12 protein-coding genes are annotated in these 12,044 nt (G+C 70.8%); 9 read left to right on the forward strand and 3 right to left on the reverse strand.

All coding sequences use genetic code 11. From position 1 onward, the window contains the following. Positions 1-81: 81 nt before the first annotated feature. The 3 genes from C4B30_RS34735 (at position 82) to C4B30_RS34745 (ending at position 4,025) form a co-directional block, all read left to right on the forward strand. On the forward strand, positions 82-1,554 hold the full coding sequence (locus C4B30_RS34735; protein ID WP_027785973.1) for a benzaldehyde dehydrogenase: 1,473 nt from the start codon (positions 82-84) through the stop codon (positions 1,552-1,554). Positions 1,555-1,568: 14 nt separating this feature from the next. Then, a complete protein-coding gene (locus C4B30_RS34740; RefSeq protein ID WP_027785974.1) occupies positions 1,569-2,696 on the forward strand; it encodes an NAD(P)-dependent alcohol dehydrogenase in 1,128 nt (375 codons plus the stop codon). 159 nt (positions 2,697-2,855) lie between these two features. Further along, positions 2,856-4,025 carry a helix-turn-helix domain-containing protein gene (locus C4B30_RS34745; RefSeq protein ID WP_230469153.1) on the forward strand — a complete coding sequence of 390 codons (1,170 nt, stop codon included), beginning with the start codon at positions 2,856-2,858 and terminating at the stop codon, positions 4,023-4,025. Between the two features lie 64 nt (positions 4,026-4,089). Here the strand turns inward: C4B30_RS34745 and C4B30_RS34750 are convergent, their stop codons facing one another. Beyond that, on the reverse strand, positions 4,090-5,274 hold the full coding sequence (locus C4B30_RS34750) for a sugar transporter (protein WP_027785976.1): 1,185 nt from the start codon (positions 5,272-5,274) through the stop codon (positions 4,090-4,092). Positions 5,275-5,481: 207 nt separating this feature from the next. Between C4B30_RS34750 and C4B30_RS34755 the strand changes: the two genes are divergently transcribed. Continuing rightward, complete coding sequence (locus C4B30_RS34755; protein ID WP_027785977.1) at positions 5,482-6,156, forward strand: HAD family hydrolase; 675 nt, start codon at positions 5,482-5,484, stop codon at positions 6,154-6,156. A 3-nt stretch (positions 6,157-6,159) separates the two neighbouring features. Here C4B30_RS34755 and C4B30_RS34760 read toward each other — a convergent pair whose 3' ends face one another. Both C4B30_RS34760 and C4B30_RS34765 read right to left on the reverse strand, forming a co-directional pair. Continuing rightward, a complete protein-coding gene (locus C4B30_RS34760) occupies positions 6,160-6,867 on the reverse strand; it encodes a succinate dehydrogenase/fumarate reductase iron-sulfur subunit (protein ID WP_027785978.1) in 708 nt (235 codons plus the stop codon). Positions 6,868-6,954: 87 nt separating this feature from the next. Beyond that, entirely contained in the window at positions 6,955-7,197 is a 243-nt protein-coding gene (locus C4B30_RS34765; protein WP_027785979.1) for a DUF6566 family protein, read from the reverse strand. A gap of 177 nt (positions 7,198-7,374) precedes the next feature. Between C4B30_RS34765 and C4B30_RS34770 the strand changes: the two genes are divergently transcribed. From C4B30_RS34770 to C4B30_RS34790, 5 genes are read left to right on the forward strand one after another with little or no spacing between them, the layout of a single operon-like run. After that, positions 7,375-8,070: an MgtC/SapB family protein gene (locus C4B30_RS34770; RefSeq protein ID WP_027785980.1), complete on the forward strand. Its 696-nt coding sequence runs from the start codon at positions 7,375-7,377 to the stop codon at positions 8,068-8,070. After that, positions 8,067-8,405 (forward strand): hypothetical protein, encoded by a 339-nt coding sequence (locus C4B30_RS34775; RefSeq protein ID WP_089502425.1) that lies wholly within the window; start codon positions 8,067-8,069, stop codon positions 8,403-8,405. Before C4B30_RS34770 ends, C4B30_RS34775 begins: the two co-directional genes overlap by 4 nt. After that, on the forward strand, positions 8,402-10,600 hold the full coding sequence (locus C4B30_RS34780) for a VTT domain-containing protein (RefSeq protein WP_027785982.1): 2,199 nt from the start codon (positions 8,402-8,404) through the stop codon (positions 10,598-10,600). The genes C4B30_RS34775 and C4B30_RS34780 overlap by 4 nt, the downstream gene beginning before the upstream one ends. After that, positions 10,591-11,391: an endonuclease/exonuclease/phosphatase family protein gene (locus tag C4B30_RS34785; RefSeq protein ID WP_027785983.1), complete on the forward strand. Its 801-nt coding sequence runs from the start codon at positions 10,591-10,593 to the stop codon at positions 11,389-11,391. Before C4B30_RS34780 ends, C4B30_RS34785 begins: the two co-directional genes overlap by 10 nt. A gap of 28 nt (positions 11,392-11,419) precedes the next feature. After that, complete coding sequence (locus tag C4B30_RS34790; RefSeq protein WP_027785984.1) at positions 11,420-11,923, forward strand: phage protein NinX family protein; 504 nt, start codon at positions 11,420-11,422, stop codon at positions 11,921-11,923. The last annotated feature ends 121 nt before the right edge of the window (positions 11,924-12,044 follow it).

Raw genomic sequence — 12,044 nt, forward strand, 5'->3', positions numbered from 1 at the left:
CTACCCTCCCGCGCATGCCGGTCGACGCCCAAGCCAACCAACACCCCCGACCCGGCCGATCCGAATTCCCCAGGAGCGCACATGGATAGCAGCAGCAACCCCGCACTGTTCGACACCGACGTCTGGCGCGGCAAGATCTTCAACGGAAGCTGGCACGCGAGCCCGCACGCGGCCGACGTGATCGAACCGGCGACTGGCAACACGCTCGGCCGCGTCGGCCTCGCCGACGGCGCGGCCGTCGCCGAAGCATCAGCCACCGCACACCGCACCCAGCCCGCATGGTTCGCCCTCCCCTACGACGAGCGCGCAGCGGTCCTGCGCCGCGCCGCAGCGGTCGCGCAAACGCACTTCGACGCGATCGTCGACTGGCTCGTGCGCGAAAGCGGCTCGACGCGCGCGAAGGCGGCGTTCGAAACCTCGGTCACGATCAAGGCGCTCCACGAAGCAGCCAGCCTGCCATCACGCGCAGCCGGCGAAGTGCTCCCGTCCGCAGCCGGCCGGCTGTCGCTCGCGCGCCGCCGCCCGCGCGGTGTGGTCGGCGTGATTTCGCCGTTCAACTTCCCGCTGTACCTCGCGATGCGCGCGGTGGCACCCGCGCTCGCGCTCGGCAACGCGGTCGTGCTGAAGCCCGATCCGCGCACCGCCGTGTGCGGCGGCGTCGCGATCGCGCGCGTGTTCGAGCTCGCCGGCTTGCCCGAAGGCGTGCTGCACGTGCTGCCCGGCGACGGCGCGGCCGGCGCGACGCTGGTCGCCGATCCGCACGTCGCGATGATCCAGTTCACCGGCTCCACCGCGGCCGGGCGCAAGGTCGGCGAAGCGGCGGGCCGCCACCTGAAGAAGGTGTCGCTCGAACTCGGCGGCAAGAACTCGCTGATCGTGCTCGACGATGCCGATCTCGACCGCGCGATCGCCAACACCGCATGGGGCGCGTACCTGCACCAAGGCCAGATCTGCATGGCGACCGGCCGCGTGCTCGTGCAGCGCGCGATTCACGATCGCTTCGTCGCGAAGCTCGTCGAGAAGGCCCAAAGCCTGCGCGTCGGCGACCCCGCCGCCGGCGACGTGGGCCTCGGCCCGCTGATCAACGCCGCGCAACGCGACCATGCCGCGAACCTGGTCGACGCGGCGCGCCGCGCGGGCGCACGCGTCGAGACGGGCGGCGGCCATCGCGGCCTGTTCTTCGAGCCGACGGTACTGAGCGGCGTCGCGCCGGGCAATCCGGCCTTCGACGAGGAAATCTTCGGGCCGGTGGCAGTCGTCGTGCCGTTCGATACCGACGAAGACGCGATCGCGCTCGCGAACCGGACCGAATACGGGCTGTCGATGGCGATCCTGTCGGCCGACGTCGGCCGCGCACTGCGGATCGGCGAGCGCTTGAACACCGGGCTGCTGCACATCAACGACCAGACCGTCAACGACGAGGCGATCAACCCGTTCGGCGGCGTCGGCGCGTCGGGCAATGGCTCGAGCATCGGCGGTGCGGCAAACTGGGAAGAATTCACGCAGTGGCAGTGGCTGACGATCAAGGGCGAAGCGCCGCTCTATCCGATTTGACGAGGAGACCGACCATGTACACCGAACACGATACACGCGCCGTCACCGCGGCCGTCGCGCGCACCGCCGGCGCGCCCTTCTCGATCGAGGCGGCCCGGATCCGCGCGCCGCGCGGCGACGAGGTGCTGGTGCGCGTCGTCGCGACCGGCTTGTGCCACACCGACCTGATCGTGCGCGACCAGTACTATCCGGTACCGCTGCCGGCCGTGCTCGGTCACGAAGGCGCCGGCGTGGTCGAGGCGGTCGGCCCGAACGTGAAGACGCTCGCCGCGGGCGATCACGTCGTGCTGACCTACGGCGCGTGCGGCCACTGCGCGTCGTGCGTCGGCGGTCACGGCGCGTATTGCCGGCAGTTCTTCGCGCTGAATTTCGGCGGCGCCGATGCCGACGGGCAGACCGCGATCCGGGACGAAGCCGGGCAACCGCTGCACGATCATTTCTTCGCGCAGTCGTCGTTCGCGAGCTACGCGCTCGCGCGCGAGAACAACGCGATCAAGGTGCCGAAGGAAGCGCCGCTCGAACTGCTCGGCCCGCTCGGCTGCGGGATCCAGACCGGCGCGGGCGCGGTGATCCATTCGCTCGCGGTGCGCCCGGGCAGCAGCTTCGCGAGCTTCGGCGCGGGCGCGGTCGGCATGAGCGCCGTGATGGCCGCGCGCATCGCGGGCGCGACGACGATCATCGCCGTCGACATCGTGCCGTCGCGGCTCGCGCTGGCGCTCGAGCTCGGCGCGACACACGCGATCAACAGCCGGGAAGTCGACGTCGTCGACGCGATCCGCGAGATCACCGGCGGCGGCGCCGATTTCGCGCTCGAATCGACCGGGCTGCCGGCCGTGCTGTCGCAAGGAATCGAAGCGCTCGGCTCGCGCGGCACGATGGGCGTGGTGGGCGCGCCGAAGCTCGGCACGAAGGCCGAATTCGACGTGAACAGCCTGCTGCTCGGCGGCCACACGATCCGCGGCATCGTCGAAGGCGACAGCGTGCCGCAGACGTTCATCCCGCAGCTCGTGCAACTGCACCTGCAAGGGCGGTTTCCGTTCGACCGGCTGGTGAAGTTCTATCCGCTCGACCAGATCAACCAGGCGGCGGCGGACAGCAGCGACGGGAGCACGCTCAAGCCGATCCTGCGTTTGCCGCATTGAACGCAACGGGCGCCGCCGGCCGCCGATGCAGATCGGCCGCACGCGGCGGCGCCCTTCCCGGAAAAATACCCCGCTTCAGGCACCGGGCTATATTACGCATTCGCGCGACACGCCCGGCCGGCACACCCGGCCCGGACCTCGACCCAACTGGAGCGCAGCGTGAACCCAGCCCCCGAATCCGTTTCACGGCCGGTCGACCTCGACCGGCTCCGCGCCCGCTTCGCCGCGGGCGAGCCGCTGCCGGACACGGCGTTGCCGGCCAGCGTCGCGCGCTCGTGGCTGCGTTCGCGCGACGCCGGGCTCCGGCCCTGGCAAACCGCCCGCTATGAAATGCAGCGCGAACTCGACGAATCGCGCGCGGACCGGCGGCTGACCCGCTGCGTCGCGCAGGAAATCGAGCCGCTGTGGGCCGCATTCGGCGGCAGCGAATGGACGATCATGTGCGTCAATCCGCACGGCACGATCGTCCATGCGCGGCGCAGCCCGCAATGCGACGACGCGCTGCTCACGCCGATCGTCGCCGGACGCCGGATCGTCGAACCGAACATCGGAACGACCGCCCCGAGCTGCGTGATTCACGACGGCGCCGAAACCGTCGTCGCGGGCGCGCAGCACTATCTCGACGAGTTTTCGCGGGTGTTCTGTCTCGCGGTGCCGCTGGTCGGCTTCGACGGCGAAGTGATCGGTGCACTGGATATCACCGGCATCGGCCGGCGCAACGTCGCGCAGCTGCGCGAGCAATTCCGGCACGCGTCGCTGTCCGCCGAGCAGCGGCTCTATGCGATGCTGCGCGACTGCCATCTGCTGCAGGTGCAGCATGACGCACGCTGGCTCGGCACGCCGCTCGCGGGCGTCATTGCGCTCGACGAAGCGGGCCGCGTGCGCGCGGTGAGCCGGCTGGCGCGCCGGATACTCGATCTCGCGCCGGAAGGGCCGCTCGGGCCATGCGATCTCCGCCAACTGTTTCCCGGCGCGACGCCCGCGCAGCAGCGCCGTTTGCTGACACCGGCGCGCACGCCGCAGCGGATCGCGCGCGACGATGGTAGCCACGTATGGGTGCGCACCGTACGTGCGCCGCTCGACCGGGCGACGGCCGCGCGTCAGGCCGATGTGCTCGAACAAGCCGCCGACGTATGCAACATGGCGCCAGCCGCCGGTCCGCAGGCGAGCCTGCACGAACAGTCGCTCGATGCGATCCGCCGGGCGCTCGACGAGCACGACGGCAATGTGTCGGCGGCCGCGCGGCAACTCGGCATTTCACGCACGACGCTGTACACGAAACTTCGTCAGCTCGATGCGGCGGGGATCCGGCACGACGGGTCGCATTGACGATTCGGGATGCAGCAGCGGGCCCTGATGGCCAGCGCAAGCCCGCAATCAGCGGGAAGAGGCCTTAAGCCACTCCCCGCCGCGCATGCAGCCGCAACGCGAGCCACGCGATCCCGGCCGCGAACGCGCCGACCACGCCGCCGAAGGTGCCGATCCACGGCAGCCCGAAGTCGCCCGCGATATGGTTGCCGAGCAATGCGCCGGCGCCGATGCCGACGTTGTACAGCCCGGAGTAGATCGATACGGCCAGGTCGGTCGCCTCGGGCGCCAGCTTCAGCACCCATGCCTGCATCGCCAGCCCGAAACAGACGATCGCGCCGCCCCACACCAGTGTGTGCACGGACAGCGTGACGATGTTCAGCGCGCTCGGGAACAGGATCAGCAGGCAGCCCGACAGCGCGACGATCGACGCCAGCAGGAAATCGTCGGGCCGGTGCGGATAGATCCGATTGAAGCAGATCGCGGCCGGCAGGCCGGCGACGCCGAACAGGATCAGCACGTACGTGATCCGGCTGCTGCTCGCATGGTTGACGCTCTGCACGAACGGTTCGATGTACGTGTACGACGTGAAATGCGCGGACACGACGAGCACGGTGATCGCGTACAGCGCGACCAGCGCCGGCTTGCGCAGGAACACGCCGATGCTGCTCAGCGACCCGGCGCCCTGGCTCGGCAGCAACGGCAACGTGGCGCGCAGCAACAGCAACGCGACGCCCGCCGCGCCCGCGATGATCAGGAACGTGACGCGCCAGCCGAACGCCTCGCCGATCACGCGGCCGAGCGGAATCCCGGCCACCATCGCGATCGCCGAGCCCATCGCGAGCAGGCTGAGCGCACGGCTCTTGCGGTCGCTCGGTGCGAGCCGCACGGCGAGCGGGACCGAAATCGACCAGAACACCGCATGCGCGCACGCGATGCCGAGCCGGCCGATCATCAGCACCGTGAAATTCCACGCGACGCCGGTCACGACATGGCTGCCGACGAACACCAGCAGCGCCACGCTCAATAGCTTGCGGCGCTCGACGTGACGCGTGACGAACGTCAGCGGCAGCGATACGACGGCAACGGCCCACGCGTAGATCGTCAGCATCAGGCCGACCGCGGTCGGCTGCATCTGCAGACTGTCGCCGATCGCGCTCAACAGCGCGACGGGCACGAATTCGGTGGTATTGAAGATGAAGGCGGCGAGTGCCAGGGCCAGCACGCCCCACCACGATTGTTCGGAACTGACGGCGTCGGGGGTTGCCATACGGGAATTCGGCGAAGGTTGGGCGCGCGCGGGCGGCCCGCCCGGCGCATCGGCGCGATTGTACCAGCGCCGTTCGGCACGCTGCCGCCGGGCGCGGTGCGTGCGACGCGGGACATGGCGGTGACACGGCCGCGCGCCGATAATGTGACGAATCGGGTTTTGCCGACGATTTGATTTGCCCGAACGCCATCGGGCCAGGAGATTCACATGCGCATTGAAACGTCATTTCTGTTCGACCTCGACGGCACGCTCGTCGACAGCGTCTATCAGCACGTGCTCGCGTGGAAGGAAGCGCTCGATGCCGAAGGCATCGAACTGTCGGTGTGGCGCATCCACCGCAAGATCGGGATGAGCGGCGGCCTGTTCCTGAATCAGCTGCTGCGCGAGACGGCCGGCGACATCGACGCCGAGCGCGTCGAGCGGCTCGCCCGGCTGCATGCGGCCGCGTACCAGCGGCTGCGCGCGCAGGTCCGGCCGCTGCCGGGCGCGCGCGAACTGCTGGCCGCGCTGTCGAACGCGGGCATTCGCTGGGCGATCGCGACCAGCGGGCGGATGGAAACCGCGGCGATCAATCTCGAGGCGCTCGGCGTCGATCCGGCGAAGAACGTGGTCGTCACGCGCGATCAGGTGAAGTACGCGAAGCCGGACCCGGACCTGTTCCTGACCGCCGCCGCGAAGCTGAACGTGCCGATCGAGCATACGGTGGTGGTCGGCGACAGCATCTGGGACATGCTCGCCGCCGCCCGCTGCCGCGCGCTCGGCGTCGGCCTGCTCTCGGGCGGCTACGGCAGCGACGAACTGGAACGCGCGGGCGCGTTGCGCGTGTACGACGATCCGGCGGACCTGCTGTGGCACCTCGACGAGGTGGCCGCGCGGCCGTAACCGCTACACCGTCCGCCTGACCAGCATCGTCCGGATCTCCGAAATCGCCTTCGTCGGGTTCAGCCCCTTCGGGCACACGTCCGTGCAGTTCATGATCGTCCGGCAACGGAACAGCCGGTACGGATCCTCGAGATCGTCGAGCCGCTCGGCGGTCGCCAGATCGCGTGAATCGGCGATGAAGCGGTACGCCTGCAGCAGCCCGGCCGGCCCCACGAACTTGTCCGGGTTCCACCAGTAGCTCGGACACGACGTCGAACAGCATGCGCACAGGATGCATTCGTACAACCCGTCGAGCTGGTCGCGCTCTTCCGGCGACTGCAGCCGCTCGCGTGCGGGCGGCGTCGTGTCGTTGATCAGGTATGGCCGGATCGAGTGGTACTGATTGAAGAAGTCGGTCATGTCGACGATCAGGTCGCGCACCACCGGCAGCCCCGGCAACGGCCGCAGCACGATCTCGCGCGGCAGCGTCTGCATGTTGGTCAGGCACGCGAGGCCGTTCTTGCCGTTGATGTTCATCGCGTCCGAGCCGCAGATCCCCTCGCGGCACGAGCGCCGGTACGCGAGCGTCTCGTCGTCGCGCTTCACGCGGCCGAGCACGTCGAGCAGCATGCGGTCGGCCGGGTCCACGTCGATCTCGTAGCGCTGCAGGTACGGCCGCGCGTCGCGGTCGGGGTCGTAGCGGTAGATATGCAGAGTACGCGGATCGCTCATCGGTTCCTCCCGGCGCGGGCCGGCATGGGTTCACGGGGGTGCGGCGGAGTGCCGTCGCGGCACACGGCGTTGCAAGCGCCATACCGGTCAGTCGTCGTCCACGCGCTTGTCGATCAGATAGCGGCCGCGCTCGACGCCCGCGCGCAGCGCCTCGACCTCGGTCAGCCATTCGGGGCCGGCGGCCTCCGGTACAAGCAGTTCGATGCGCTCGCCGGCGACGTACACCTGGACCTCGTCGCGCCATGCGCCTCGCTCGTTGGGTCGCGCCCATACGAGGATTTCGTGACCGCGATACGGGTCCCGAACCTGTGCGTCCTCTTGATGTGCCACGGTGGCCTCCTGTCTTATCTGCGATGGCGATGCAAAAAATGCGCGCCGCCTGGGCGCCGCGCACGCCGTCGGCCTCGTGCGCACGCGGCGTGCCCGGCCGGCACGCTGCTTGCGTCCCTTTTCCGCATCGAACCGTTACCGGGCCCGCATCGTGCAGGGCCGGAAGGGATGCACATCATGATCGGCCACCTCGAACTACTGGGACGCCTGCTGCTGGCCGCGCTGCTCGGCAGCGTGATCGGGCTCGAACGCGAGCGCCTGAACTGGGCCGCAGGGCTGCGCACGCACATGCTCGTGTGCGTGGGCTCCGCGCTCGTGATGCTGGTGTCGACGTTCGGCTTCGAGGACGTGCGCGGGCAAAACGGCGTCGTGCTCGATCCGTCGCGGGTCGCCGCGCAGGTGGTGTCCGGCATCGGCTTTCTGGGCGCGGGCTCGATCCTGCTGCGCGGCGAAATGGTGCGCGGGCTGACGACGGCCGCGAGCCTGTGGGCCGTGGCCGGCGTCGGGCTCGCCGCGGGAGGCGGCATGGTGGTTGCGTCGATCGGTGCAACCGCGATCGTGCTCGTGATCCTCGCGGGCGTGAAGCCGCTCGAGCGCCGCTTCATCGCGCAGCGCCAGCAGCGCACGCTGCTGCTCGTGGCCGAGCGCGGCGGCCTGACGCTCGGCACGCTGCACGAAGCGCTCGGCCCCGGCCGCGTGCGCGTGAAACGATTCATCGTCCAGCAGTCGGACGACGATCCGGACACCGACGACATCTCCGTGTCGTTCTCGCGCACCAGCGGACCGGAATTCGCGGCAATTTGCGAGACGCTGCAAAACATCGCGTGCGTACGGACCTGTCAACCCGACACCTCGTCAAGGAGTTTCGTGTGACCCAGACCGACCTGCTCTCCTACCTCGTGACGAGCCAGCTGGCCGCGCGCATGCGCGGCGGCGCGTGGCTCACGACCAGCCAGCTGGTCGGCGCGTTGCGCGCGTGGCTCGCGTGCCGGCACGCCGAATGCGACTGGCTCGACCGGATCAGGATCGCGCAAGCGTCGGCGACGATCGCGCAGGAGATCTACGAAATCGCGGTCGCGCGCGGCGATCCGCACAGCGGCGAACGCGTGCGGCTCGATGCGCATTCGCCGGAACTGCAGGCGCTGCGCGCGCGCTGCGATGCGCTGTTGCAGCGGATCGACGGCGACCGGGACGTCGGCGCCCGATGATCGTGCCGGATCGCGCGACCCACGCCGACGACCGCCTGCTCGACGCCGCGCCGGCGCACGGGACGCCGCGGCACGGCCTGCTCGAACGCGGGCGCAATTGCGACACGATCCGCGGCGCGGACCGCTTCGCGATGCTGGTCGACGGCGACGCGTACTTCTCGACATTGCGCGCCGCGCTGCTGCGCGCGCGCCATACGGTGTTCATCGTCGGCTGGGACGTCGACAGCCGGATGCGGCTCGCGCCGGGCGGCGCCGACGACACGTTGCCCGACACGCTCGCGGCCTTCCTGCACGCGCTCGCGTCCGCCCGCCACAACCTGCGCATCTACGTACTCGCGTGGGACTTCGCGATGATCTACGCGCTGGAGCGCGACTGGCCGCCCGTGTATCGGGCCGGCTGGCGCGCGCATCGCGGCATCCGGTTCCGGCTCGACGATGCGCACCCGCGCGGCGCGTCGCATCACCAGAAGCTGGTCGTGATCGACGACCGGCTCGCGTTCGTCGGCGGCCTCGATCTGACGCGCGCCCGCTGGGACACGCCCGCGCATGCGGCCGACGACCCGCGCCGCCGCGACGAGCACGGCATGCCGTACGGGCCGTTCCACGACGTGCACGCGATGTTCGACGGCGACGCCGCCGCCGCGATCGGCGAACAGGCGCGGGCTCGCTGGCTGCAGGCATGCGGGCGCCCGATCGCGATCCGCGCGCGGCGCCATCTCGACCGGGCGGACGACGAGGATCCGTGGCCGCCCGACGCGCGCGTCGACGTGCGCGACGTGCGGCTCGGCATCGCCTATACGGCGCCGCGCCACGGCGGCCGCGAGCCGGTACTGCAGGTGCGCGCGCTCGTCGAGGACGCGATCCGCGCCGCGCAGCGGCACCTCTATGTCGAAAACCAGTACTTCACCGCGGCGGTGGTGCGCGAAGCGTTGTCCGCCCGACTCGCCGACGCGCACGGGCCGGACGTGACGGTCGTCGCCCCGCGCGTGCAGAGCGGCTGGCTGCAGGAAGCGACGATGGGCGTGCTGCGCGCGCGGCTGCACGCGACGCTCGCGGCGGCCGACCGCTTCGACCGCTACCGGCTGCTGTATCCGCACGTCGACGGGCTCGGCGACGCGTGCGTGAACGTGCACAGCAAGGTCGCGATCGTCGACGACGAATGCATCGTGATCGGCAGCGCGAACCTGAACAACCGCTCGATGCTGCTCGATACCGAATGCTGCATCGCGCTCGTCGCGGCCGGCGACGCACGCATTCGCGGCGCGATCGCCCGCATGCGCGAGCGGCTGCTGGCCGAGCATCTCGGCACGACGCCCGATGCGGTGGCCGACGCGTTCGCGTGCGGGGAGCGGCCGAACGTCGTCCTCGACCGGCTGCGCGCGAAGCCGGGCCGCACGCTGCGCACGCTCGACCCGGCCGTGTCGCCGCAATTCGAGGCGCTCGTGCCGGTCAGCGCCCGGCTCGACCCCGAGCAGCCGATCGAGCCGGACCGGTTCGTCCGCGAATTCGTGCCGCACGAGCAGCATCGCTCGCTCACCGCGCGCTTTTTCGTGCTCGGGGCGATCGTGCTCGCCATCGCCGCGCTGGCGCTCGCGTGGCGCTTCACGCCGCTGGGCGAGCACCTGAACGTCGCGTCGCTGTCGCACGCGCTGGCCGGCATCGCGCGGCTGCCGGCCGCGCCGGCGCTGCTGCTCGCGGCCTACGTGGTCGCGGCGACCTTCGCGGTGCCGATCACGCTGCTGATCGCCGCGACGGGGCTCGTGTTCGGCGCCTGGCCGGGCTTCGCATATGCGGGCATCGGCTCGATGGCGGCCGCCGCCGCGACCTACGCGCTCGGCCGCTGGCTCGGGCGCGACGCGGTGCGCCGGCTCGCCGGCCCGCGCGCGAACCGGCTGAGCGAGCACATCGGCCGACGCGGCGTGGTCGCGATGGCCGTGCTGCGGCTGCTGCCGATCGCCCCGTTCACCGTCGTGAACCTCGTCGCCGGCGCGTCGCACATCGGGCTGCGCGACTTCCTGATCGGCACCGCGCTCGGGATGCTGCCCGGCATCGTGCTGACCGTTACGTTCGCGCACCAGTTGACCGCCGCGCTCAGCCATCCGGGGCCCGGTGCATTCGCGTGGCTCGCGGCGATCGGCCTCGTGCTCGTCGGCGTGTCGATCCTGCTCGTGAGGGTGCTGCGACGATGGCGCTGAGCACACACGCGGCCCCGCCGCCGCACGTCGTCACCGCCGACGCGGCGCCCGCCGCCGCGCCGGGCGGGCGCGACCTGCGCATCGCGACCTACAACATCCGCGGCGGGGCCGGCGTATGGTCGGCGCGCGCGGCCGACCGGATCGCGGCGGTGATCGACGAACTCGACGCGGACGTGATCGCGCTGCAGGAAGTGCCGCTCGGCGGCACGCGTGCGCCGGACGTGCTCGCGCACCTGCGCGACGCGACCGGCATGCACGCGGCGGCCGGGCCGACGATCGACACGCCGGAGCGCCGCTACGGCAACGCGGTGCTGTCGCGCTGCCCGATCCGCGCGGCGCGCACGCTCGACCTGTCGTTCCACCCGCGCGAGCCGCGCGGCGCGCTCGATGCCGACATCGACTGCGGCGCCGGCACGATCCGCGTGGTCGCAACCCACCTCGGGCTGTCGGCCGGCGAGCGCAGCGCCCAGGTGCAGCGGCTGCTCGCGGCGTTCGACACGGGCGCGATGCCGGTGATCCTGCTCGGCGACATCAACGAATGGTTCGTGCGCGGCCGTGCGCTGCAGGCGCTCGTCACGCGGTTCCGGCGCGCGCCTGCGCCGCGCACGTTCCCGACCGTATGGCCGGTGTTCTCGCTGGACCGGATCTGGATCCATCCGGGCGAGCTGCTGGTCGACGTGGTCGTGCACCGCAGCGCGCGGGCGCGGCACGCGTCCGACCACTACCCGCTGGTGGCCCGGATGCGGGCGCCGCTCGCCACGCCCGCGATGGGCACGGCGCTTGCGCGGTAAGCTTTTTTCGATCCGACGGAGCCAGCAGATGCGAACCGACGCACTCGACGGAAAGGATCTCGATTACTGGTGCGCACGCGCGTTGTGCGCGGATGACGAAGACACGCTGCGCTTCACGGCCGTCGCGCCCACCGTCGTCGTGACGGCCGCGTGCGACGCGCTCCGGCACCTCGATGCGCCGTTCGCGCCTTCGGCCTCGTGGGCCGATGCGGGCGCGGTGCTCGATCGCGTGACCGATCTGCGGATCGCCAGCCATGGCGCCGACGTCGAATGCGACGCGACCTTCGTCGACGGTCCGTCGACCTGCGGCGCCCGGGGCCACACCGCGCGCGAAGCGCTGCTGCGCGCGTTCGTGCGCGCGCGCTTCGGCGACGAGGTGGACGAGCCGCCGCCGTTCCCGCACCGGATCGAACACGGCACGGTGGTGCGGTATGACCCGGGTGTGCCGATTCCGGACACGGACGGCGATCCGGCGGCCGGCGACCCGGCCATCGGCGAGCATTCGGATATTCGGTCGATACCGCGCATGTGAGTGCAGGCGCGGGTCCGGCGGTCATGTAAAAACGACAGTCCCCTTCGTCCCCTTCAAACCGCATTCCCGCGGACGCCCCGCCCCGCCGGTGGTCGCGCGGCAGGCACGCACGTTGCGACGC

Source organism: Burkholderia sp. BE12 (genome assembly GCF_002959955.1).
Taxonomy (GTDB): domain Bacteria; phylum Pseudomonadota; class Gammaproteobacteria; order Burkholderiales; family Burkholderiaceae; genus Burkholderia.

Coding starts and splice junctions, on each gene's coding strand:
- C4B30_RS34735 (WP_027785973.1), top strand. CDS start 82: ATGGATAGCAGCAGCAACCCCGCACTGTTCGACACCGACGTCTGGCGC.
- C4B30_RS34740 (WP_027785974.1), top strand. CDS start 1,569: ATGTACACCGAACACGATACACGCGCCGTCACCGCGGCCGTCGCGCGC.
- C4B30_RS34750 (WP_027785976.1), bottom strand. CDS start 5,274: ATGGCAACCCCCGACGCCGTCAGTTCCGAACAATCGTGGTGGGGCGTG.
- C4B30_RS34755 (WP_027785977.1), top strand. CDS start 5,482: ATGCGCATTGAAACGTCATTTCTGTTCGACCTCGACGGCACGCTCGTC.
- C4B30_RS34760 (WP_027785978.1), bottom strand. CDS start 6,867: ATGAGCGATCCGCGTACTCTGCATATCTACCGCTACGACCCCGACCGC.
- C4B30_RS34770 (WP_027785980.1), top strand. CDS start 7,375: ATGATCGGCCACCTCGAACTACTGGGACGCCTGCTGCTGGCCGCGCTG.
- C4B30_RS34780 (WP_027785982.1), top strand. CDS start 8,402: ATGATCGTGCCGGATCGCGCGACCCACGCCGACGACCGCCTGCTCGAC.
- C4B30_RS34785 (WP_027785983.1), top strand. CDS start 10,591: ATGGCGCTGAGCACACACGCGGCCCCGCCGCCGCACGTCGTCACCGCC.
- C4B30_RS34790 (WP_027785984.1), top strand. CDS start 11,420: ATGCGAACCGACGCACTCGACGGAAAGGATCTCGATTACTGGTGCGCA.